A 24464-nucleotide genomic window follows, 5' to 3' on the forward strand; every position below is an offset into this window, starting at 1 on the left:
TTTTTCTCCCTGTCTTTGTTATTTAAAGTCAAATCATCTCTCAACTTCTGTAGCTGACTTCAAGTAAGTCCTCAAAGACCGCGATCATACTGCCTTTGTCTTTCTCGCCATGACCCTTCAATAAGGCCATCTGGTATGTGGTAGTCGCCGCACTCAATACCGGCATGGGAATACAAAGGTTGGCTCCAATCTCCGCAGCGCTGATTAAGTCTTTATAAGCGTTTTTCAAAGGATATCCATCGACAAAACTATCCTTCAAAATGCGGGGAATGAAAAACTCGGAGGCATAACTTTTCCCAGTTCCACTGTTTACCACCTCACCGACATTCTCCGGATCCAACCCCATCTTTACAGACATGGGAAGAACTTCTGCCAGTGCGGCGACGTTTATATCAAACAATAGCTGGTTAATCAGTTTGGTAAGTTGACCACTTCCGGTGTCACCCATGTAAAGAATTTTAGTGCCCATACATTCTAAATAAGGTATCATCTCAGCATAAACTTCTTTTTTCCCTCCACACATTACTGTGAGGGTACCTTCCATGGCACGGGCTTCCATGCCTGAAACAGGTGCATCAAGAAATTTAACACCTTTCTCTTCCAGACTTTTAGCAATTTCTAAGGTTGTCGTGTACTTAATCGTACTAAAGTCAACTATGATCTGACCTTTTCTGAGATGATGGATAATCCCATTTTCGCCCAGCAGCACTTTATGTACTACATTACTGTCAGGAAGACAAAGAAAAATAATATCGGCTGGAACGATTTCCAACAAATTCGTGCTTGTTTTAGCTCCCCTTTTTTCAAATTCAAGAAAGCTGTCTGCTCTAGTGTCAATGACCGTGAGCTCCGCACCACTCTTAAGCAGATTCAATGCTATGTGCTTACCCATCTGTCCTAGACCAATAAAACCAATCTTCATCATATATCACTCCTCAAAGAACGATTAATTCATTCGCGCCTGTTTATTCTATCGATACCGGCCATTTTAGCAGCCAGAATGTAGGCATTTTCCCACGCACCAGGATTTGCAATTCCCTTTCCGGCAACATCAAATGCTGTGCCATGGGAACAGGTTGTGACTGGATGGGGTAACCCAGCCATGACTGTTACTCCATTATCAAAACCCTTTAATTTCATCGCAATTTGTCCTTGATCATGGAACATCGTGACGGCAACATCAAATTCACCCTTGAATAATTTGATAAAGAGCGTATCCGCAGGAAAAGGACCCTGAGCATTAATTCCAGCCTGTTTTAACTGCTCGACGGCAGGATTGATAATTTCAACCTCTTCAAGTCCGCAGGTGCCACCTTCTCCTCCATGAGGATTTAAAGCCGCAACTGCGATGCGCGGATTGTCAATTCCGGCTCGCTTAAGTGTCTTATGAACAAGATCAATGGAATTCAGTATACCCTCTATCGTAAGATTCTGGCTTACATCCTTGATAGGGATATGACTGGTTATCCTGGACGTCCAAAAAACGTGATCCAAGACATTCAGTTCACCTCGATAACCTTTGAATTCAAAAAAATTTGAAAGAAGGTCAATCGCGCCGTTTAAAGTAAAGCCTGCTAATTTCATCGCCTTTTTATTATTGGGACCAAAACATATTCCTTCAATCAGACCCTGTTTGCAAAATTCCACACACGTACCGACATTAGATGCAGAATCCTTACCGCACACAGAATTGACTTCACCTAGTTGAACACTGTAGGCATCGATACTCCCAGTATCCAAAAGTACTAATCCACTCAGCTTAACAGCCTCTTCTATACCGGAAGCAACTTTATAGTCGAAAGATACCTTGGCAATTTCCATGCCTCTTTTTAAGACCCGTTCATCTCCCACGATGATCGGTTGACCATACTGTTGCAATACCCCTTTGGCAGCAGTTTTGACAACAATTTCCGGGCCTACCCCTGCTGCATCCCCTAAAGTTACGCCAATCATCGGTTTACTATGCAAGTAATTCTCTGTCATTTCTACCTCCGTTAAATCTAAAATTATTATTAATGATGATATTATCTATAAAGTGCAATAATCATGCCAATAATTTGAAAATATTAAAACAGAGAAAATATTTTGTGCAGAGATTGCATTCTTCCTTAATAATAATTTTTAAAAAACGAAATCTTGAGAAAAGCGGGTTGATTATCAAGGAACGAGTGAAACGTTTAAACAACTTTAAAACACTTCATTCGTTACAAATTGTTTCATATGTTTCATTTCTAGCTTTCAGATTCTATAGAAAATATTGAACAAACTAAATTCTACCTCACTTCAGAAAAAACTTCTCCTGTTTTCCCCTCAGGGTCCAAAGGACAGAATTTGCAGGTTCCTGTACCATATCATAAGTGATGACACTCTCAGCTTTAATGTCCACTTTTAATTTATTTCCATTAAGCAGATGGGCTGGGATGGGATTACTTCCAGATTTTCTTGCTGCCGGTACAATAAACGATGACATATTCTGGTCCCTGTCGTTGCCACAAGTAGTACCAGCCGGAAGGTCCCTGACTGCTCTTCGGACAAGATCAAAGCTGTGCTTGTATTGTCTGGCTCCGGTGTCCACGCCGAGCATTGCCGCGCTCATCAGCGATGTAGACGACTCCACCCCGCACAAATGATACGGATGACAAATAACTGCTACCGAATTATCATAATTTCCAATCAAGCCTTTTGAAGTTAAGATGTTCTGAGAATAAGCATTATTGCTTCTCACTACAAGGTAAACTCCGCCACCCATACTGGCTTCCTCTCTGCGACGAAGACAGGTAATAATATCAATTCTGCCCTCTCCCGCAAATATGCCGCCGTTTTCTGCACTGCAATAAACTATAGGGACTTCATTCACCCTTAGACTTCCCTGATGCAGCTTTTCCACATCCGGAACTAGCCCTGTGGCGTTGGCTATCATTACAATCTCACAATAGTCGAATCCTGCAGTTTGAGGAAGTGCACTCAGGATTTCCCTTCTCTTCTGTAAATACTCCTTCCCCTTGCCTTCAGGGATAAATTCAAGGTACTTGGCATCTTCCTGTGAAATCTTTACAACGACTGGTTCCACAATACCTTTTTTCACATCCGCCGGGTGAGTTACTGTTCCTTCTCTCTCATCATAAATATATTCTCCGTCACGTGATTTTCCGGCGCTCACAATCTCTAGGCCAATAAGCCGTGCCCATTCCACCAGTTGCATTAAAAGAGCTGGTTGATCGCCATCTACAGGTGTATATACTAAACCCTTTTGTTTGAACATCTCGTGTAAGACAGGACCAATCACGGAGTCAGTCTCTTTGGTAATCATGACCATATGTTTCATATTCTCCAGTGCCAACTTAGCATGATGGGCGCCTGCTTCCGGATTTCCCGTTGCTTCAGCGACTACATCTATTTCTAACTGAAAAATAATATCTGGCGAACTGGTAACAACATATTTCCCTTGTTCTATGGCTGCTTTGGCTGCAGATACAGTATTGCAGAAGCATATCTCTTCATCAGGAATGTTTGCTTCCCGATATGAATTTTTAGCATTTTCAATGTTTTGATCTGCAACAATATTGACGGTAAGATATTTGTTAAATAAGGATTGTGTTACAATTGCCGTGCCATAATTTCCACCTCCGATTAACCCAACTTTCACATGACTTTGCTTTGCAAACTTTTCGAAAAGATGATGATAGAACATTTTTCAAGTCTCCTTTGTGGTTCATATCTACTATGAGCTAAATCCATGTCCACGGAATTTTCAGAACCTTATGCTTATGTGTATTGTATTGTAGGTGCACTTATATGTATAATAGCTTTATGTCATAAGAAACCATTCCAAAATTTCATGCAGATTGACTGATTAACAATTATTCGCAATAACTTCACGCTCGTGCGTATCATAGAGGAACGTTAATGCAGGGCTTTAAGCGAAGGAGCGTTTCTATGAAAGATAGTGATTGGGCAATTCTCGATACGTTATATCGCGAACCGAATATTACCAAGGCTGCTGATCTATTATTTATGACGCAACCAAGCCTGACAAAACGTTTGCAACAAATTGAGAAGGAATTTACCACAACCATTGCAATCCGTAACCCGAAAGGTATTGTCCTTACTGCACAAGGAGAGTATTTAGCCATTAAGGCTGGAGAGATGCTAAGGAAGTTTAAAGAAATTCAACAAGAAATTATGGAAATGAATGATGGCAATAAGGGAACTCTAAAATTAGGTGTCAACAATTCTTATGGCCGCTTTCGACTTCCATCTTTGTTAAATCAATACAAATCTATGTATCCTAATATTAATTTCGAGATTGCCAATGGTTTAAGCAGTGACGTTTTGAAAATGGTTAATCTTAAAGAAATTAACATCGGATTTATACGAGGGGATCACGAGTTCGACGGTATGAAACAGCTAATCTCGGTTGATCCCAGCTACATCGTTTCCAAAAAGGAGATCCCCTTTGAAGATTTGCCGTATATTCCCCGCATTGAATATCAAGTAGACCCTTTAACCGTTAAATTGTTAGATCACTGGTGGAATGAGCATTTTACTGTTCCACCGCTCAAAGGATTGGTAGTAAATCACGGCGACACCTGTCGTGAGATGATTGCCAATGGATTGGGCTACGGAATTTTTCTAGTACCCGAATTCATTGAGGGGGCTGTTAGTCTCTATAAACAACCCATGCACACTAAGGACAAAAGGCCTTTTACGCGAAATACGTGGATGATCTATAACAAGGATTCAAGCAAAATACCTTTCGTCAGAAATTTTATAGATTTTGTGTCTTCCCAAACCGATTCGTTAAAATGAAACCCATAAAACAATCCAGCTTAAGGTTCAGACACTGCCTGAATCATAAGCTGGATTGTTTTATACTAGTCGAAATTAAAACTTCTCGCTGCATACTTTCGACTAGTATAAGTGCACCAAAGGTTATCTTCTGCAGCCTTTCTCACCATACGAAACTTGCCGCCATGACATAGCGGTGTTCTAATCTATACATTCTTGTTCAAGTCATGCGATGCTCTACCCTCAAACATCCTCATCCGAATTATGGTAGTGCTCTACCCGAACATCCTGTTCGTTCTTGTCCATAGCTAGAGGCATGGCACCAGCCATTCTTACTGGATCTTCGGCATTTTCTTTTACGCAAGGCTTACTTATTTCGACTGTGAATTTGTTAATATTCCCCTTAAGATTACTGGCCAATTTAGCTAAATCTTTAGAGCTCTCAGCCATATATTCCACGATTGAAGTCTGCTCTTCAGTCGTAGCGGCGATTTCTTCTGAGGATGATGCGGATTCTTGGATTAAATCCGCTATACTCTGGGTCAGGCTTAATACCTCAAACGAACCCTTGTCTAACTCTTCAAAAATCTTGCTAATATGCAGTGCATCGGATTCTGTTCGTTTAACATGCTCGACAATCTTCCCTAATGACCCTCCACTAATCTTAATTAAAGACACTTGTTCTACAACAGACTTTTTATTATTCTGCATGAGATGCATGCTAGCTTTAGATGATGTCTGAATTCTTTCTACTAAATTAACGATCTTATTCGATGCTTCTTTCGACTCTTCTGCCAATTTTCTAACTTCATCCGCCACAACAGCAAAACCACGTCCCGCTTCCCCAGCGCGGGCTGCTTCAATGGCAGCATTGAGAGCTAATAAGTTAGTTTGGTTAGATATTTCAGTAATCAAGGTGATAATTTCACTGATTTGGTTAGATTGATTACCTAAATCATCAATTAATTCGGATGCTTTTGCTACAGATTCAGCTATGATATTAAGATGCTCAATTGCCTTATTAGTTGCCTCCTGACCTTCAATAGCAACGATTGTAGAATTATTAGCTTCGTTAACTGTCGCAGTTGCTTCCTGATATCCGATTTCCACTTGAGATCTGGTCTCTTTCATCATCTTAACGATGAGCCCACTTGATTCAGTTTGTTCAGTAGCACCGTTAGCAAAATCACTCATTGTCATAGCGATTTGATTTGTTGAATTCGCGATTTGGCCCGATGCATCAGCAAGTTCTTTTGAAAAAACCAAAATCTTGTCTGAACTGCCGGAAACCTCATTGATAATAGTTCGTAGATAATCTTTCATCTTATTCATGGCAATATTTAAAGTATTTATCTCATTCTTGCTATGATTCGTTTCGATTTGCTCCAACTTTAATTGTCCGTTACTTATTTCGTTGGCAATGGCGACAACCTTATTCAACGGTTTAGAAATAGAATTTATAATTAACCAGCCAATAATTATACAGAGAATGATGGAAGAAATAAGCAAACTGATCATAATCTTCGAGGCAAAATCCGAGTTTATTTGTATCTGATTTTTTAACGCCTCGGCATTCTCCGAACTATGATTTGCTAAACTGAGCAAATCACTATCTAATCCATCATAAATCATATTTCCAGAATTAAAAGTGACAAATGTTGTGATTGTGTCATTTGCTTGAGCAACTTGCGTGACTAACATTTGAAAAGAATCAAAGGCCTGTAAATTACCATTAAAAGCTGTAAGTTGAGCACTTTGAAATTCATCTAAATTCAGACCTTGATACAGAGATACAAGTTCAAGAATCTTCTTCTTGTTTTCCTCGATCTCGGATAAGAATTGGTTCTGCTTTTCTTTAGAAGATAAAATAAATAACAATAAAGCAGCTTGATTGTCACTGTTTAGTTTGCGAAGATCACTGATCGTCTCAATTTGCTTTAACTCTTTGTTATACATCGTATCCACATAATTGGTTGTTTTAGTTAATTGATAGTAGCTCGTCAGGTTGCTTATTAATAGAAACAGAGAAGAACAAAGGATAAGAATTGCTATTTTAGATGAAACTTTTAATCCGCTAAATAACTTCACGCCCTCCCTTCTAATAACAGACTGCGGAAGACAATATCTCCGTAAGCAGCCCCCCATTAATTGCACCCTTTTAATTATGTTCTTTGCTTTGCTTAACACTCTGATCCCTCCTCCCTAATATGTAATATGCAAGACTTATGCCATAATTTTGTATATTACATATTCTTCAGTGCACATGTAATGCATAAGACGAAGGTAGCGTGATCCTAATATTGGTTTCGACTGCCTTATAAAGCTACTCACAACAATAAATCCATAATTTAAGCTTACTTGCCGTGCAACTTGCCAAGTTAATCCTGCATGTGTTTTTTTCATGGATATTTGTAAATTCCACAATTGTACCTTGACTCTCCGTGATATAGTTGCCATTATTATAAGATACTTTATAATGAAGTCGTTTTTGCTATCTGTAAATCGAAGACAATGATTTCTCCTCTTCAGGGTTGCAATTATAAAGGTGAGGTGATCGTAAAAATGAGGCCTAAGCTATGTCTCCTCGCTCCCAATGAAACAATTGCCAATGTCGCAAAGGAGGTTATTAATGAGAACATAATTAACAGTGATGTTTTATTTATCATTGGCAACTTAACAAACCAAGGAGTTGAACTTGCTAAACAAGCGCTCAAAGAAGGTGCTGAAGCAATAATCAGTCGGGGCGGAACATTCTTGCGAATTAAGGAAGAAATTACCGAAATTCCTTGCGTGCAAATTAATGTCTCGACAATCGACTTATTAGAGGCCTTGTATCAAGCCTCTAATTTCAGTAACAAAGTTGGCGTTGTCGGTTATCCTAATACAATTTATCAAGCCTCATCCATTGGCAAGTTTCTAAGATTGGAAATTATAGAAATCGCCATTGAAGATCCTACTGTTTTCCCTGAGCGGTTAATTGAGGAAATTGGCAAAGGCTTAAAAGTTATCGTAGGGGATACTATATCCACCGATTTTGCCTCAAGTCTTGGTATCCACAGTATCTTAATTTCCTCAGGAAAGCGGGCTATTTATGAGGCCTTGTCCCAAGCGCAAGACTTAGCTGTATTACGGCGAAAAGAAGCCATCTCTCAGCAAAGGCTCTATATGATCCTAAACAACTTATCCGAGGGGATTCTGGCAACGGATAGTGAACACAGGGTGACTCACAGCAATCCTGCAACTGAAAGGTACCTGGGGTTGTCTGTATCGGAAATGTTGGGGCAACATGTTAAAGCTATTCTTCCTGGAAAGCATCACAACGATGAATTAATCACTATTCGCGATCAACAATACATATTAAATCTTGAACCCATCGAAAACCGCGGTGTCATGAACGGCGAAGTTTTCACGTTCAAACCTATAAAGGAAATACAAGACTTAGAAACAAAACTAAGAAAAAAATTACATAGCCGGGGCTTGGTGACTAAGTTTTCTTTTAAAAACATTATTGGAAATAGCCAAACTCTGTCAACGTGTATTCAAAAAGCTAAGCGGATTAGCAAGTCTAATGCTACTGTTCTTATTACAGGGCAAACTGGAGTTGGCAAGGAAATGTTTGCTCAGAGTATTCATAACGAAAGTCCGCGTGCCCTCGGACCTTTCGTCGCAGTTAATTGTGCATCTTTTCCTGAATCCATTCTTGAGAGCGAATTATTCGGGTATGTAGAGGGCAGTTTTACGAATGCCCGTAAAGGTGGGAAAATGGGCCTGTTTGAACTTTCTCACAAGGGTACTATTTTTCTCGACGAAATTGGCGATATGAGTTTATCAGTACAGGCCAAGGTGTTAAGAGTTATTCAAGAAAAGGAAGTTGTTCGCCTAGGGGATGACAGTGTTATTCCAGTTGATATTCGAGTTATTGCGGCTACAAATGTTGATTTGTGGAGTGCCGTTAACGATGGGCGTTTCCGCCAAGATCTTTACTACCGAATTAACGTTTTAAGATTAGAGATTCCGCCATTATATGAAAGAGACCAAGATTTAATACTTTTAGCTGAGAAGTTTTTAAATCAGTTAGCACCTAACATCGAAGTTCAAGAAGGAGCATTTACTCCTCTGTTAGACCATAATTGGCCGGGGAATGTTCGGGAATTGTATAATTTTATTGAGCAATTGGCTGTTTTGCATGAAGGCGATAGATTGGATGAAGGCCACATTCGTAGATTTCTATCTTCAAACACGAGGAGCAAGGAGATTTCAGCCATTGAAAATCTAAGGAATTTTTCTGGCAGGCTTACTGACGCAGAAATTTTCGAAGTTCTAGAACTGTGTCATGGCAACCAAACTGCTGCCTGTGAGATTTTAGGAATAAATCGTTCCACGCTTTGGCGACGCTTAAAGAAAATCGAGAATAAATGATCGGATTGACTAGGGATTTTCCGAAGTGTTGAAAGGCTGTTGCATAAAACGTTGCATTCGTTGCATTTGTACTCTATTTTGAAGGTTAAAAACAATAAACCCCTTGAAATTCGAGGGGTTTATTGTTTTGATTTTTGGCATATTTCTTGCAACTCAAATAATTCAATTCTCACATATTTAAGTTTATGCTCATGAATTGGAGGGTTTTGATTTTAGGGGAGAAATAGCAGAGATTATGGATACCGCAATCACTAATTAAAGAGGGGGAATTATTCAAGTGTTTAAAAAATCGTTATGGAAAAAAGCCGTCATATCCGGACTAGCTGTGTCGCTCATGCTGACAATGACCGCATGTGGAACGCCAAACCAACCTGCAGGTACATCGAAAGTGGAATCAGATTATCCCAATAAACCCATCACTGTTTTGCAAGGATTTGCAGCAGGTGGGGGGAGTGACCAACTTGCCATGTTAACCGGGCCATATTTACAAAAAGAACTAGGCAACACTTTAGTTAACCAGTATATTCCTGGAGCAACAGGGGCTATCGCTTGGACACAATTAACCAAGCAAACGGCAGCAGACGGGTACACGCTTAGTATTACGAACACTCCTATGCTGATGACCAACTATTTGATGAACACTGAAATCAAGTACACTATTGACGAATTAACTCCTATCGCCAATGTGGTTACTGACCCTGGTATCCTTGTGGTTTCTAAAGACAGTCCATTCAAAACGTATCAGGATTATATAAATTATGTTAAAGCCAACCCGGGACAGCTTACGATCGCCAACTCCGGAACAGGCGGTGACGACTTTTTCACGATTTTACAATGGCAAAAAGCCACGGGTTTGAGTGTTAAAATGATTCCTTTCACAGGGGACGGCCCATCTTGGCAAGCTGCTGCCGGCAATAAAGTTCAAGCCAGCTCCACTAACCTAGGAGTTGTTTACAGCCAAGTAAAGGCTGGGAATTTAAGGGCTTTAGCCATTTATTCTGAGAAGAGAAGTGACCTCTTACCGGATGTTCCAACTGCAAAAGAGTTAGGTGTAGATTTGGTTGCTGGATCTTCTCGCGGCTACAGTGCCCCTAAGGGGATTCCCGAAAATGCGAAGAAGAAATTGATTGATTCTTTTACAGCAATAGCTAAAGATCCTGCATTCTTAAAAGGATTACAAGATGCCGCACTCCCTATCGATCTAAAAGTAGGAGATGAGTATGCAAAATATCTCAAAGATCAGGAAACTGAATTTAAGTCCATCTGGGATTCAGTGAACGATACAATTCAAAAGTAAATCTCTTTGAATTTAAAGGGAGAGGCAAAACCCTCTCCTTTCTAATGGTGAAACGGAGGTCATTTTATGAACAATTTGGCAAAGCATGGGCTCGCTTCCGCAATTACCTTGATCCTTGCGATCGTTCTCTATGTTGATTCCTTCAACTTGCCTCCTGCGGCTGCTAACCTTCCCCGGGCTCTAGCCTGGATTATTATCGTCTTGTCTTTAGCAATGTTTGCCGAGGCCCTGTATAAGGAACGAAAGAAAGCCCAAGAGAACCAGGAGCCCAAGGAACCCATTCTCGTTTTCCGGGTGTTTGTTTTTGCTGCTATGATCGCTTTATATGTAGCTTTGATCAAACCTCTGGGCTATTTTCTTGTGACACCCTTGTTTCTCATCACTGCATTGGCCTACCTTGAAGCCACCCGTCTTTGGAAAGCGGTCCTAATTGCGCTCAGTTTCACAGTCTTTTGTTACTTGCTCTTTGTTATGTTCCTGCACTTGCCAATTCCTATGGGTCTATTCTCTTAAAGGAGTGACATAAATGAACGATATTATGATGGGGCTTTTAAATGTAGTATCACCCTTCAATTTGTTGGTGATTGCGGCTGGTACGGGGCTAGGCATATTTGTAGGTGCCATGCCTGGACTCTCTGCAACCATGGCCATTGCTCTACTCCTTCCAATAACATTTGGCATGGATCCGGCCAGTGGAATAAGCATGTTAGCGTCACTATACTTGGGAGCCATGTACGGAGGGTCGATTTCTGCCATTCTTCTTAGGACACCTGGAACTCCGGCTGCGGCCGCAACTGTCTTGGATGGATATCCTATGGCTCAACAAGGACGGGCTGGTAAAGCATTGGGGGTATCTTTGACCGCTTCCCTAATCGGTGGGATTATTAGCAGTATCGCTCTCTTAACAATAGCACCTGCGCTCGGTAAGGTGGCGCTTTCGTTCGGTCCAGTCGAATTATTTGCGATTGCAGTACTAGGAATTACGATTATTGGTTCCTTATCTTCCGGTTCTCCGATCAAGGGGATCCTTTCCGGAGTTGTTGGCTTGATGATTGCCCTGGTAGGGATGGACCCCATCTCTGGAACGCCACGCTTCACCTTCGGACAGATTTATTTATTTAATGGTATATCCTTCATTATTGCTTTAATTGGCCTCTTCTCCATTCCCCAAGCTCTTCGTCTTGTGGAGAAAGATGATGGTCTTCAGAAAGTTGCCAGCTCTATTAAGGATAAGATGTTGCCAACCTTTAAAGAACTAAAGTCAATGACAGTGACCATGTTACGTTCTAGTGTTATTGGCGTATTTACGGGTTTAATTCCGGGAACAGGCGGAGATACAGCGTGTTGGTTCGGCTACAACGAAGCAAAGCGCTTCTCAAAAGAAAAAGAAAAGTTTGGAACAGGGCATCCGGAAGGAGTTGCAGCCGCAGAGGCAGCAAATAATGCTGTTGTCGGCGGAGCTTTGATCCCGACGATCACCTTGGGAATCCCAGGCAGCGCCGCAACAGCAGTTCTCTTAGGCGGCTTAATGGTGCACGGCATCATGCCCGGACCAACCCTTATGACAGAACATTCTTTGATTACCTATACCTTAATATGGGCTGTGATGCTTGCTAACATATTCATGTTCCTTGAAGGTCTCGTTTTGACCCGGGCTGCAGTTTCGGTAACTAAGATACCCAATAAGGTTATTGCCCCTGTCATTGTAATCCTATGTGTCATAGGGTCCTTTACTATCAATAACAGTATCGTCGACGTGTTTGTTATGTTTACCTTTGGAATTATTGGATATTTCATGGATAAGATCAACATTCCCACAGCACCAATGGTTGTCGGTATGATCTTGGGCATGATGTTGGACAATAGCATGAATCAGTCACTGCTTATGAGTGACGGAAGTTGGATGATTTTCCTCCGAACCCCTGTTTCGGCAATTCTGCTCTTAATTGCTTTGATTTCAGTTTTGCAAGCCACACCCCTTTTTGGTTTTATCAAAAATCGGTTTAAGAAAACCACTATTTAGAAGAGGAGAATACAACAAATGAGTGCCATTGATCAACTTTTGGATTCTATACCCATTCCCAGAATGGTGAGAGTTAAACAAGCTTTTGAGCGCCCGATAATTGACAATGTTGAGCTTGATCTTCTCGCTAAACTTAAGGGTAAAAATTCGAAACTCTTGATTTCACCTGGACAATCTGTGGCTGTAGCAATCGGCAGTCGTGGCATCTCCGCCCTGCCTGAAATGGTTAAAACCCTTATCCAGTTTATTAGGGATCAGGATGGAATACCGTTTATTGTCCCTGCCATGGGGAGCCACGGCGGAGCAACCGCCGAAGGGCAAAAGGAGATGCTCCGCGGACTTGGTGTCACAGAAGAGTATGTAGGTGCACCTATTCGAGCGACGATGGAAACATTAAGAATTGGAGTTGCCGAAAATGGACTCCCAGTATTTATCGATAAATATGCTTATGAAGCAGATGCCATTGTCATAATCAACCGAATCAAACCCCATATTGCCTTCCGAGGGGAATATGAAAGTGGCTTAATGAAAATGATCACCATCGGTCTAGGTAAACAAAAAGGGGCCGATATATGTCACGAGTTAGGCTTTGGCAGAATGACGGAAAACATTCCTGCCATTGCCCGAGTAATTTTGGAGAAGACAAACTTGGTTTTTGGCGTCGCAGTGCTTGAAAATGCTTATCACGAATTATGCCAGATCGAAGTTCTTAAGAATGGTGAAATTGAAGCCGGAGAACCGGCCTTACTCAAAGAAGCCAAACGCTTATCCCCTAAGCTTTATTTTGATTCTTTAGATGTTTTGGTTATTGATGAGATCGGAAAAAACATTAGCGGCACTGGATTCGATAACAATGTGGTTGGCCGCTATCATACCCCCTACGCAAGTGGTGGCCCGACTATTTCAAAAATTGCTGCTCTTGACATAACAGATGTCTCCCACGGAAATGGCAATGGTTTAGGAATTCTTGATTTCACAACGAGACGAGCGTTTAACAAGTTCAGCTTTGAACACACCTATCCGAATGCGCTCACCTCCACGGTACCACTTAGCGTGAAAATTCCGATGGTCTTAAAAAATGATAAACAGGCTATTCAGGCCGCTATCAAGACTTGTAATATCCTAGATAAAACGAAGGTCAGAATGGTGAGAGTAAAAAACACCTTGTGTCTCGGAGAAATTGAAGTATCAGAAAACCTTATTGAAGAAGTTAAACAAAATCCCAATCTAGAAATTGTGAGTTCTGCATTTGACCTGGCTTTAAGCGAACAAGGGAGCCTCTTTGAGTGAAGTCTACTCGTTTGTTGTAAGTCTATTGTTGCAACTGTTGCAATTGTTGCATTAGAAACGTCTATAAACAACCCTTAAATCAAGATGCAAAGCATAATACCCCGCTTTTATAAGGCGTAAGAAAAAAGCATGCTAGGCATACTTCTTGCAATAAAAACAGTTGAAGCAGGTTGATGTATGAATTAAATGCACTAGAAACAAGGGTTGAATCAGGTTTAGATGAGGGGGAAATACGTTGAAGAAGATGTTACGTGGCTCACAAGAGTTATTCGAAGGAATTAAAGGAGCTTATCCCCGGGCCATGTTTAAATCAGTGGGCTATACGAAGGAAGACTTAAGGAAACCTATCATTGGAGTCGTAAGCGCTTGGTCTGAATTGCATCCCGGAAGTTACAGCAATAAGGAATTGGCTCAATTTGTTAAAGCTGGGATTTGGGCCGCAGGTGGCACTCCAGTGGAGTTCCATACCATAGCAGTCTGCGATGCCATCGCTCAAGGCTTGGGTATGCATTATTCTTTACCAAGCAGAGAAGTTATGGCAGCCGAAATTGAAGTAATGGTGGGATCCGGTGGTTTTGACGGATTAGTCTTATTACCGTCTTGTGATAAGTCCCCGGTCGCTATGCTCATGGCTGCGGCCAGACTCAACATCCCAACCATCTTTTTGCCGCCTGGCCCTATGCTCTCTCATTTCGATGAGAATGGAGAGCAACGGATCATGTCTGATATTAAGGAAGCCATGGGGGCTATTAAAAAGCAGCTGATCACAGATGAACAGTTTGAGGATGTTGAGAGCGATACCTGCGCAACGGTTGGAGTCTGCGGCATGATGGGTACAGGAAATACTATGGGTTGCCTCATTGAAGCTCTGGGTATGAGTTTACCGGAGACCGCGACGACTCCGACAGTCTACGCTGAAAAGCGCCGTCAGGCTAAAAAGACTGGTGAACGTATCGTAGAAATGATTCGTGAAAATCTGAGGCCGAGACAAATCTTAACGCCTGCTAATCTGGATAATGCTATTCGCTTTCTTATGGCCATGGGAGGCTCGACCAATGTAATCCTGCACTTGCCCGCTCTTGCTCGGGAAGCAGGTTTCGAATTGAGCCTTGATCGTATCGATGAACTGTCTGGTGCAACCCCCTGCGTTGCTAAATTTAAACCATCTAGCAAGTTTACTCTGTGGGACTTTTTCCAAGCCGGGGGAGTTGGTGCCATACTTGGTATTCTAGAGCCACTTATCCAAAAGGATGTTCTTACAGTGACTGGAGAAACTATCTCTGCCTATAGTAGAAAAGTAAGAAACTCAGATGCAATCCGTTCCTTGAATGACCCGTATCACCCACAAGGCGGAATTGTTATCCTTAAGGGCAATCTTGCACCCGATGGTGCCGTTATTAAAGTGAGCGGGATTAAGAATCCTCCAAACCGCCAAGTAGGTACAGCGAAAACCTTCGATTCAGAAGAAGATTTGATGGACCACATTATGAATAAAGAAATCAAACCTGGGGACGTCTTAGTGATACGGTATGAAGGTCCTGCAGGAGGCCCAGGAATGAGAGAATTGTCTATTCCGGCTGCCCTGCTTACAGGGATGGGCCTGGGTGACAGTGTAGCCATGATTACCGATGGCCGCTTTTCAGGCGCCACGAAAGGTTTCTGTATAGGCCACGTAACTCCTGAGGCCCATGTTAGAGGGCCTATCGCAATCGTCCATGACGGTGATTCAATCGAAATTAATCTTGAACAAAAACAGCTAAATCTGCTGATTAGTCCAGAAGAAATGGTTGAGCGCTTTGCAAAACTGCCCCCTCGGAAGCCTCCTATGGATACCGGGTTCCTTGGGTTATACAGTCGTAATGTTGGGCAAGCGAATCACGGAGCCCTATTATAAAAAATAAAATTCAACAAGTTAGGAGAATACAAAAATGCTTACGGCTTTATGCATCGATCCTCGTGACAATGTGGCCGTTCTACTCAGAGAGGTTCGTAAGGGAGAAGATGTTCTCGTAAATATGAAAACAGGCACCGTCCATTTAAAGGCCCAGAGTGATATTCCTTTTGGACATAAAATTGCGGTAACCACCCTTTCCGTAAGTGAACCTATTATCAAATACGGTGAAGAGATCGGAAATGCCAAAACCCTCATCCAACCTGGAGAATGGGTTCATCTGAAAAATGTCATTTGCGAACGGGGCCGTGAGGACTGATTCAACTATATATAAATTTAGACAGGGAGAGGAATTAAAGACACATGCATACATTTTATGGATATCGACGGCCACAGGGGTTACCTGGGGTAAGGAATTTGGTAGCCATTATTCCATCCGTTTTTTGTGCCAATACAGTAGTGAAGCGGATTGTCCAGCAAGTGGCAGGAACGATTGAGCTCACCCATCCAGTCGGTTGCAGTCAAGTTGGGTTAGATTTGGAACTTACCGCTAAAGCATTAAAGGGAGTTAGCAGACACCCGAATTTCTACGGAGTTGTAGTGGTGGGTCTTGGGTGTGAACGATTTCGGGCTAAAGAATTAGCTGACAGTATTGCCGCAACGGGTAAACCAGTAGAAATGCTTGTAATTCAAGAAGAAGGTGATACTCAACAAGCAATAGTCAAAGGAGTACTTCTGGCACAAAAGTTAGTAAAGCAAGCGGCTAAACAACAAAAAGAGGAGTTTCCCCTATCCGAGCTATGTTTAGGCCTTAAATGCGGTGGAACAGACGCTACATCGGGAATTGCCGCCAATCCAGTCCTTGGATGGGTCACAGACCAAATCGTTGCCGAAGGTGGCAGTGCCATGTTGACAGAAGTCACAGAACTGATTGGGGCTGAGCATGTTCTTGCCCGACGAGCGGTAACACCACAAGTCGGAGAAAAGATCCTGGAAACCGTCCATAATATGGAAAATAAGTTGAAGGTCGGAACAGCCCATTGCGATCTCCAAAATCGGTCAGCATTGATCTCACCAGGCAATGAGGACGGCGGAGTAACAACGGTGGTTGAGAAAGCTTTGGGGGGAATTCACAAAGGGGGAACCGGGCCAATCACTGGAGTACTTGCTTACGGGGAGCCTCTAGTGGAGCATGGCTTATATATCTTAGATTGCCCTGGTCATGATGGAGAAGCTGTGACGGGGCTCGCGGCCTCCGGTTGCCAAGTCGTCGTTTTTACCACAGGAAGAGGAACCCCTACAGGTTTCCCCGGAGTACCTGTGATTAAAATCACAGGAAACGCTTCAACCTATGAGCGTATGAAATTCAACCTTGATTTCAACGCTGGGGAGATAATTGACAAAGGCTTAAGCATCCCTAAAGTTGGGGCAGGACTCTTGAAGACGGTCATAGAAACTGCCTCAGGTGTACCAACGAAAGCAGAAATTGGCTTGCATGATGAGCTGTTTTGTATTACCCGCAGTTACGGTGGTTAAACAAGAAGCCGCAGCCATCCATAAATTTGATAAATTAATATAGGGAGGTTCAAGTATGTCGTTTGAATTGAAGGGGGTATATGCTCCTATTCCAACACCATTTGTCGACGGCGAAATCGCCTACGATAAATTGGAGAGAAACTTAGAATATTGGCTTGACTCCAAGCTCGAGGGCCTTGTTGTGTTAGGGTCTAATGGTGAGTTTGTACTATTGAGTTCTGAAGAAAAAATCCAGCTTATTAAGTTTGTCTGTCAAAAAGCTAAGGGCCGAAAATCGGTCATTGCCGGAACAGGTGCAGAGTCCACTGCAGAAACTATTTTTTCAAGTCAACAGGCTGCTGCCGTCGGGGCTGACGCTGTTTTGGTGGTAACACCTAATTACTATAAAGGGGCTATGTCGGACAAGGCTCTGATCCGATTCTATCTGGATGTGGCCGAGGCTAGCACCGCCCCTGTTATTTTGTACAATATGCCGGGTAATACGGGCATTAATTTATCCCCTAAAGTCGTGGCTGAATTAGCACAACATCCTAACATCATAGGTATCAAGGATAGCGGAGGAAATATTGTTCAAATTACTGAGGTGATTCGCAACACCCCTTCTGATTTTTCAGTGTTTGCGGGTTCTGCAAGTTTTCTCTACGCCAGTTTAGCTTTAGGGGCCAAAGGCGGAACGTTAGCCCTGGCTAATGTATTCCCTAATGAGTGTGCCGAGGTTCAAGCATTATTTGAAGCAGGCAAATGGGAAGAGTCTAAGGCTTTGCAGCTTAAGCTTATGGAGAGCAATACCGCTGTGACTGCTCGCTTTGGGATTGCCGGACTTAAAGCTGCTCTGGATATGCTCGGCTATTTTGGAGGAGATCCTCGTCTGCCTCTTCTGCCTATAGGGGGAGTGGAAAAAGCAGATCTTAAAGAAATCTTAAAACGCACACAATTCGTTGCTAATATTAACTAATAATCGCTTTCCCCTCCTTCTTATAAAAGAGTCGCTCTCATTGCGGCTCTTTCTGATTAAGGACTAAGCATAAATTCATTGAAATTGTTTGCGTACATTGAAAACCAACTGCTTGTCTGCCCCTGCGTTTCTAATTTATAATATAATAAACTATGAGTAAGGGAGAATATGATGAAGCCAAAAGTATTTCTTGCTAGGAAAGTTCCTAAAGAAGTGGAAGATTATATTGCTCAACATTGTGACATTGAAAAATGGAATGGTCCAGGAATTATTCCTCGTCATGAACTCCTAAAGCTTTTAGGGGATTCAGAGGGACTTTTAATTAACAGAGAATTAATAGATCCTGAATTACTGGATTCTGCTCCAAAATTAAGAGTTGTCAGTAATAACTCAGTTGGATACAACAATTTTAATATAGAAGCCATGAAGTCTAGAGGGATCATTGGAACAAATACTCCGTCTGTTTTAGACGAGACTGTAGCTGATCTTGTACTAGGCTTGATTTTAACAACTGCACGTCGAATTTCCGAACTGGATCGATATGTAAAGACAGGTCAGTGGCAAGGTATTATTGGAAATGAACTGTTTGGGACTGATGTTCATCATGCGACAATCGGGATCATAGGAATGGGCAGAATTGGAGAATGCATTGCGGAAAGAGCAAAATTCGGGTTTAAAATGCGTGTCCTCTATTGTAATCGTAAGCAGAGAGCTGAGGCAGAAGAAAGATTGGGTGCCGAGCGCAGTTCCCTGGAACAGTTACTTCAGGAGTCAGATTTTGTAGTTCTTATGACCCCCCTTACACCTCAAACGGTTAATATTATGAGTGATAGAGAATTTGGCTTAATGAAACGGACAGCGATCTTTATTAATGCTTCTCGCGGAGAGACGGTCAACGAAAATGCTCTCATTAAAGTACTCGAGGAGGGGAAAATTCGCGGAGCCGGCCTGGACGTTTTTGACAAAGAACCCGTAGACACTAATAATCCGCTATTAAAGATGCAAAATGTTGTAACACTCCCTCATATCGGATCAGCGACGGCCAAGACGCGTTTTGATATGGCGATGCTTGCAGGCCAGAATCTCGTCAAAGCACTTTTAGAAAATGAACCTGCAAATTTAGTCCCTGAATTAAAGAATAGTTAAGTCCCCTCTACCCAGGTGAATAAACGTCTTTTTTGGGGACAGTGAACTCGTTCAGCTAAAGCTGAACATCGAGACTTCGGTGACGTAAGTCTCCGGTGGACAGTATCGTCACCGAAGTTGAATAAGGAACACCACTTGAAGAAGTGGGTGTCTCGGAATTGATTAATCACAAAAACAGGGTTGTAAAAATACAACCCCGCACTCATCCTTAGCTCTGGCTAAGGAATTTTTTATTTCGAAAGCTTAATAATGCAGTTCCCTAACTCTTTATCTGCTAATTTACATACAAAACGATCCCCGTCTAGAACCGGCCCAACTCCCGCCGGAGTACCTGTAAAAATGATATCCCCTCGATCCAGTCCCAGGTGTCTAGCCGTATACTCAATAATTGTCGGCAAGTCAAATATAACATTCTTCATATTGCCACGTTGGACCTCTTGTCCATTTTTTTCTAAAGAAAAGTCAAGTTCCGTCAATGCCTTAAGTCCAACAAAAGGCTTCCAAGAGGTGATTACAGCCGAGTTCATAAACCCTTTGGCAAGTACCCAAGGATAGCCCTTCCCTTTCAACTCTGTCTGCACATCACGCAATGTAAAGTCGATACCTATAGCCATTTGGTCTACAAGGTCATCTACCTTAATTCCCGGCTCATATCGTCTGTTAAGATGAAATACAAGCTCTGCTTCATATTGAATTTCGCCCCGATCTCCCGGGAAAATTATCTCACTTCCATTAGCCTCAGCTAAAGAATGGGTTGGCTTAGTAAACAATAACGGGACTTGTGGTACGGCATTGTTAAGTTCATGAGCATGTTGTACATAATTTCGACCAACGCAAATTATGTTTTTAATAGATTCTAACATGAGTTGCCTCCTAAACGATTTTTAGAGTAATCTTTTCTCGACTCCTAAGTCCTAGGAAATAATACATACTTAAAAAATACCCTTTACAATATAACACACGCCCTTATCGCGAACAAACCTTAACCTGATATAATACAGTATTTTTAAAAAGGAAGCATACAGGAAGAATACTACCTTAATATTCGACATCTCTTAAGCATAACCCTTTTGCTTGGGCTAAAGGTCCCGCTTCCCATCGCTTCTTTTCATTCAATATCTTTTCAACATCGGTTGGTTTTAGATTACCCTTACCTGCTTCAATAAGAGTCCCGACAATAATTCTTACCATATTCCACAGGAATCCATTGCCATTAACTTCAATTACTAAAAGGCCCTCTTTTTCATCAATGTTGATATAATTAATCGTTCTAATTGTCGATTTATCACTATTTCTTAAGTTTGTAAAGCTCTGAAAGTCATGAGTGCCAATTAAGATCTGAGAAGCATATCTCATCTTCATCAAATTTAGTTTATCGGCAAGATGATAAGTATACTTCCTGTTAAAAACATCTCTAAACTTATTGTTGTTTATCCTATAAAGATATGTTTTCGATTTAACATTATATCTTGCATGAAATCGCTCAGCTACTTCTTCAATAGATTTGATCCCTATATCTTCAGGTAAATATTCATATAAATAATCCAACATAGTGTCTGTACTCAAAGCACATTTCGTATGAAAATTTGCGATGTAATTTTCAGCATGGACCCCTGAATCTGTTCTTCCACACCCTACTAATTGAACAGCTTCTTCTGTCATTTTAGATAATACAGCTTCTATTTTACCTTGTATCGTAAGATCAGTATCCTTTTGTTTTTGCCACCCTTTGTATTTAAAACCATCATAGCTAATCTTCATTTTTATATTTCGCATAAGTTCCGCCTTTTGAATTTATTTTCTTTTATCATTTTCCCATTTACTTTTTGGTTATACAGTATTTGCTCATTTACGGACTTTAGACAACAGCTGTGATCGCTTATCGGACTTAGCCTTTTCATATTGACTCTTAGTCATATCAATAATATCGACCGAAAGATGATTAGCAATCAACTCTGCCTGCATTCCGTTTAATGTACCGTAAAATTGGCTGTCGACGTTAGACTCAAGCATGGTTGCAGCTTGCATATATTTTTGAATTAGCTCTGATCGATTTAATGTGCCAGCTTTATTGCGTTGGCTATACTCCTGAATTGCTGCTGAATACAAAGTATCCAAACGGCTCAAGGCTGTATTCTGCAGGTTATTAAACTTAGGCTTATACTTAGCACTAATTTGGTTTTCCGTGATTCTTTTCACGATATTTTCATTGGCAGGAGTTGAATTGCTCAATACATCGCTTTCTTCATATTCCACTGACTTTGAGTTATTATTCGTTTGTAAATTATTGGGAACTTCTAAGGAATTAGCACCCTCCACTGTATCAGCGTCCTCTAAAGTTTTGGCAACATTAGCATCATTAAACGAAGTAAAAAATTCCGCTCCAAATTGACTATTAAGTTGTTGTTGGATTTGCGGGTTCGGTTTGAAATATTTGTTGTATCCCCAAAAACATATTAAAGCAATAAATAAAAGCATAACACCGGTAAATATCAAAAACGTTTTTTTCATAAATCTCTCCATACACTTAAATTAATATCATTAAATTTATTGTTGGTTTGTTTTTCTTTATATGAATATATTCAATGAAGCATGGACAAATCCCTTTTCTATGGTTGCCAGTTTTTCAAGAACAAGACGAGATAATTAACTAAACAAAAAAACCCCGAGAATAAATAATTCCCAAGGGTATACAATCATCCGAACAATAGTTGTTCTCCTTAGCCCTCTGAACCACAAAAGCAGATTTGTCCTTCCTCTGCTAAATCATCTGTAATATTTCCTTCATTAATTACAGCATGGCTAAAATCTGGTGTCCCGTCTGCGAATATTGTCTCAAAAGCATCCTTAATGTTTAGCATAATATTTGTAATGGCCGTGATAACTTCGGAGATGGAGTTCAATCTTTCTATCCACTGAAAGCAGTAAAAATGGGTAACTGGATGACGTGATCCATCCTCAGCGGGTGTAGCGTACCATAGTGTATAGCTGTACCCTTCATAGGACTCATCCTTACAGCGATTAAACGTAGCAGTGTCAGGAATTAAGATCTTATTTCTCCCTATTGGTATCGCCACATTCTGCGTTGCTGAAGCTTTCTCAATATTAATATTCTTTTTCAAGAAATCAATGACCGCAGCATCTGCAAGAGTGCTGGTATCCCCCATGGCCCGGCCCTCAGCTATATCCTTTAGGAGACGTCTCATTATTTTCCCACTGCGGGTCTTAGGTAATTCGTCTGTTAAAAAAATATCATCAGGTCTTGCAAGGGCTCCAATTTTCAGAACAACATGCGCTTTTAATTCAGCAATTAGCTCGTCATGGATTACTATTCCTTCTTTTAAACTTACAAAGGCAAAAACCGCTTGTCCCTTTACTTCGTGAGTTCTACCCACGCAGGCTGCTTCAGCTACCAAGGGATGATCAACCAAAGCACTTTCTACTTCTGCCGTCCCAATCCGATGCCCAGAAACATTTATGACATCATCGACTCGACCAATCACCCAAAAATAACCATCATCATCCCATTTTGCTTCGTCCCCTGTAAAATACACACCATCAAACTGTCTCCAATATGTCTCCACATAGCGTTTGTCATCGCCATAGACTGTTTTTAGCATCGCTGGCCAGGGGCCACGAACTACTAAATAACCGCTCTCACCTTTAGGTACCGGTTTACCCAATGGATCGACTATATCTATATGGACACCGGGGAATGGAATCGTGCATGATCCTGCCTTGAGAGGAGTAATCCCCGGTACTGGTGTCATCATTATCATACCTGTCTCCGTTTGCCACCAGGTATCCACTATAGGGCAACGTTCTTCCCCAATGTGTTTGTAGTACCACATCCACGCATCTGGGTTAATTGGTTCTCCGACCGAACCTAGAAGCCGTAAACTTGAAAGATCCCTACCCAGCGGATAGCTTTCTCCCCATTTCATAAATGTGCGAATTGCAGTGGGCGCAGTATATAAAATTGTTACCTTATATTTTTCGACAATCTCCCAATACCGATCCTTTTCAGGATAATCCGGTGCTCCTTCATACATTAAAATTGTTGCACCATTAGATAATGGCCCGTATACCAAGTAACTATGTCCTGTTATCCAGCCAACATCCGCAGTACACCAATAAACATCTTCATCTTTAAGGTCAAAAACCCATTCGTGCGTTGTTGACACTCCAACCATGTAACCTCCAACAGTATGAACAATACCTTTAGGCTTACCGGTTGTTCCACTCGTGTAAAGAATGAAAAGCATATCATCTGCGTCCATATGTTCGGCTGGGCTGACTAATGAGACATTCTTGATAACCTCGTGATACCAAACATCCCGTTCTTCTTGTATTTCTACAGGCTGACCTGTCCGTTGAACAACGATTACTTTTTCAACACAAGTTACAGTGCGCAGAGCTTGATCCACATTTTCTTTCAAAGGGATAATGTTTCCGCGGCGATAACTTCCATCTGATGTAACTATAACCTTTGCCTGAGCATCTAAAACTCTGTCTCTCAAAGCTTCATAGCTGAATCCGCCAAATACAACAATGTGTGGTGCGCCAATCCTGGCACAAGCGAGCATTGCGATCACAGTCTCAGGGATCATGGGCATATAAATTGTCACTCGATCCCCTTTTTCTACACCATAAGATTTAAGAACATTCGCAAACTGGGATACCTCTCGATAAAGATCCTGATAGGTTAAGACTCTTCGATCTCCCAGCTCTCCTTCAAATATAAGAGCTGCTTTATTGCGGCGTGCCCCATTTAAATGCCGATCTAAGCAATTATACGCTGCATTTAATTTTCCGCCAGCATACCATTTTGCAAAAGGATGCTCCCATTCCAGCACTTTGTCCCACGGTTTAAACCAGTCCAACCGATTTCCCTGTTCACCCCAAAACTTTGTCCTGTCCTGCCCAAGTTTATAGATCTCAGAGTTTTGAATAACAGCATTTGAACTAAACCCTGCAGGAGGGAAAAACAGCCTGCTTTCCTCAATTAATCCCTCACGGTGTTTCTCTTCCATATAACAATCCCCCTATTTGCTATTTGTTGTAACTTTAATGCTATTCTTTACAGCCAAGATCACCATGACAGACAGAGTTATTTAAG

19 protein-coding genes are annotated in these 24464 nt (G+C 41.5%); 11 read left to right on the forward strand and 8 right to left on the reverse strand.

Going from position 1 to position 24464, the window contains the following annotated elements; translation table 11 throughout:
- Positions 1-40: 40 nt before the first annotated feature.
- From LJE72_RS06235 to LJE72_RS06245, 3 genes are all read right to left on the reverse strand, one after another.
- On the reverse strand, positions 41-925 hold the full coding sequence (locus tag LJE72_RS06235; protein WP_229246763.1) for an NAD(P)-dependent oxidoreductase: 885 nt from the start codon (positions 923-925) through the stop codon (positions 41-43).
- Positions 926-951: 26 nt separating this feature from the next.
- The gene (locus LJE72_RS06240) at positions 952-1983 is read right to left on the reverse strand and encodes a 4-hydroxythreonine-4-phosphate dehydrogenase PdxA (RefSeq protein WP_229246764.1); all 1032 of its coding nucleotides are present in this window, start codon (positions 1981-1983) and stop codon (positions 952-954) included.
- Between the two features lie 295 nt (positions 1984-2278).
- Positions 2279-3691, reverse strand: a complete 1413-nt coding sequence (locus tag LJE72_RS06245; protein WP_229246765.1) for an NAD(P)H-dependent oxidoreductase — start codon at positions 3689-3691, stop codon at positions 2279-2281.
- Between the two features lie 245 nt (positions 3692-3936).
- Here LJE72_RS06245 and LJE72_RS06250 point away from each other — a divergent pair, with 245 nt between their 5' ends.
- Positions 3937-4809, forward strand: a complete 873-nt coding sequence (locus tag LJE72_RS06250; protein WP_229246766.1) for a LysR family transcriptional regulator — start codon at positions 3937-3939, stop codon at positions 4807-4809.
- 222 nt (positions 4810-5031) lie between these two features.
- On the opposite strand, the gene LJE72_RS06255 is transcribed toward LJE72_RS06250, so the two are convergent.
- On the reverse strand, positions 5032-6975 hold the full coding sequence (locus LJE72_RS06255; protein WP_229246767.1) for a methyl-accepting chemotaxis protein: 1944 nt from the start codon (positions 6973-6975) through the stop codon (positions 5032-5034).
- 375 nt (positions 6976-7350) lie between these two features.
- Here LJE72_RS06255 and LJE72_RS06260 point away from each other — a divergent pair, with 375 nt between their 5' ends.
- The 10 genes from LJE72_RS06260 (at position 7351) to LJE72_RS06305 (ending at position 19345) form a co-directional block, all read left to right on the forward strand.
- Complete coding sequence (locus LJE72_RS06260; RefSeq protein ID WP_229246768.1) at positions 7351-9207, forward strand: sigma 54-interacting transcriptional regulator; 1857 nt, start codon at positions 7351-7353, stop codon at positions 9205-9207.
- 277 nt (positions 9208-9484) lie between these two features.
- Entirely contained in the window at positions 9485-10504 is a 1020-nt protein-coding gene (locus tag LJE72_RS06265; RefSeq protein ID WP_229246769.1) for a tripartite tricarboxylate transporter substrate binding protein, read from the forward strand.
- A 66-nt stretch (positions 10505-10570) separates the two neighbouring features.
- Positions 10571-11017, forward strand: coding sequence for a tripartite tricarboxylate transporter TctB family protein (locus tag LJE72_RS06270; protein ID WP_229246770.1), 447 nt, complete (start codon positions 10571-10573; stop codon positions 11015-11017).
- A gap of 13 nt (positions 11018-11030) precedes the next feature.
- Complete coding sequence (locus tag LJE72_RS06275; RefSeq protein WP_229246771.1) at positions 11031-12527, forward strand: tripartite tricarboxylate transporter permease; 1497 nt, start codon at positions 11031-11033, stop codon at positions 12525-12527.
- A gap of 18 nt (positions 12528-12545) precedes the next feature.
- The gene (locus LJE72_RS06280; RefSeq protein WP_229246772.1) at positions 12546-13817 is read left to right on the forward strand and encodes a lactate racemase domain-containing protein; all 1272 of its coding nucleotides are present in this window, start codon (positions 12546-12548) and stop codon (positions 13815-13817) included.
- A gap of 244 nt (positions 13818-14061) precedes the next feature.
- Positions 14062-15711 (forward strand): dihydroxy-acid dehydratase, encoded by a 1650-nt coding sequence (gene ilvD / locus LJE72_RS06285; protein WP_229246859.1) that lies wholly within the window; start codon positions 14062-14064, stop codon positions 15709-15711.
- A 34-nt stretch (positions 15712-15745) separates the two neighbouring features.
- On the forward strand, positions 15746-16027 hold the full coding sequence (locus LJE72_RS06290) for a UxaA family hydrolase (protein WP_229246773.1): 282 nt from the start codon (positions 15746-15748) through the stop codon (positions 16025-16027).
- A gap of 44 nt (positions 16028-16071) precedes the next feature.
- Positions 16072-17244, forward strand: coding sequence for a UxaA family hydrolase (locus LJE72_RS06295; RefSeq protein WP_229246774.1), 1173 nt, complete (start codon positions 16072-16074; stop codon positions 17242-17244).
- A 55-nt stretch (positions 17245-17299) separates the two neighbouring features.
- Positions 17300-18199, forward strand: coding sequence for a 4-hydroxy-tetrahydrodipicolinate synthase (gene dapA, locus LJE72_RS06300; RefSeq protein ID WP_229246775.1), 900 nt, complete (start codon positions 17300-17302; stop codon positions 18197-18199).
- A gap of 168 nt (positions 18200-18367) precedes the next feature.
- Positions 18368-19345: a 2-hydroxyacid dehydrogenase gene (locus tag LJE72_RS06305; protein ID WP_229246776.1), complete on the forward strand. Its 978-nt coding sequence runs from the start codon at positions 18368-18370 to the stop codon at positions 19343-19345.
- A 230-nt stretch (positions 19346-19575) separates the two neighbouring features.
- Here LJE72_RS06305 and LJE72_RS06310 read toward each other — a convergent pair whose 3' ends face one another.
- The 4 genes from LJE72_RS06310 to acs form a co-directional block, all read right to left on the reverse strand.
- Positions 19576-20208: a fumarylacetoacetate hydrolase family protein gene (locus LJE72_RS06310; protein ID WP_229246777.1), complete on the reverse strand. Its 633-nt coding sequence runs from the start codon at positions 20206-20208 to the stop codon at positions 19576-19578.
- A gap of 175 nt (positions 20209-20383) precedes the next feature.
- On the reverse strand, positions 20384-21121 hold the full coding sequence (gene truA, locus LJE72_RS06315; RefSeq protein WP_229246778.1) for a tRNA pseudouridine(38-40) synthase TruA: 738 nt from the start codon (positions 21119-21121) through the stop codon (positions 20384-20386).
- A 69-nt stretch (positions 21122-21190) separates the two neighbouring features.
- Positions 21191-21856 carry a hypothetical protein gene (locus LJE72_RS06320; RefSeq protein ID WP_229246779.1) on the reverse strand — a complete coding sequence of 222 codons (666 nt, stop codon included), beginning with the start codon at positions 21854-21856 and terminating at the stop codon, positions 21191-21193.
- 209 nt (positions 21857-22065) lie between these two features.
- Positions 22066-24378: an acetate--CoA ligase gene (gene acs / locus LJE72_RS06325; protein ID WP_229246780.1), complete on the reverse strand. Its 2313-nt coding sequence runs from the start codon at positions 24376-24378 to the stop codon at positions 22066-22068.
- Positions 24379-24464 lie beyond the last annotated feature (86 nt).

Source organism: Desulfosporosinus shakirovi, from assembly GCF_020595055.1.
Classification (GTDB): Bacteria; Bacillota; Desulfitobacteriia; order Desulfitobacteriales; family Desulfitobacteriaceae; genus Desulfosporosinus; species Desulfosporosinus shakirovi.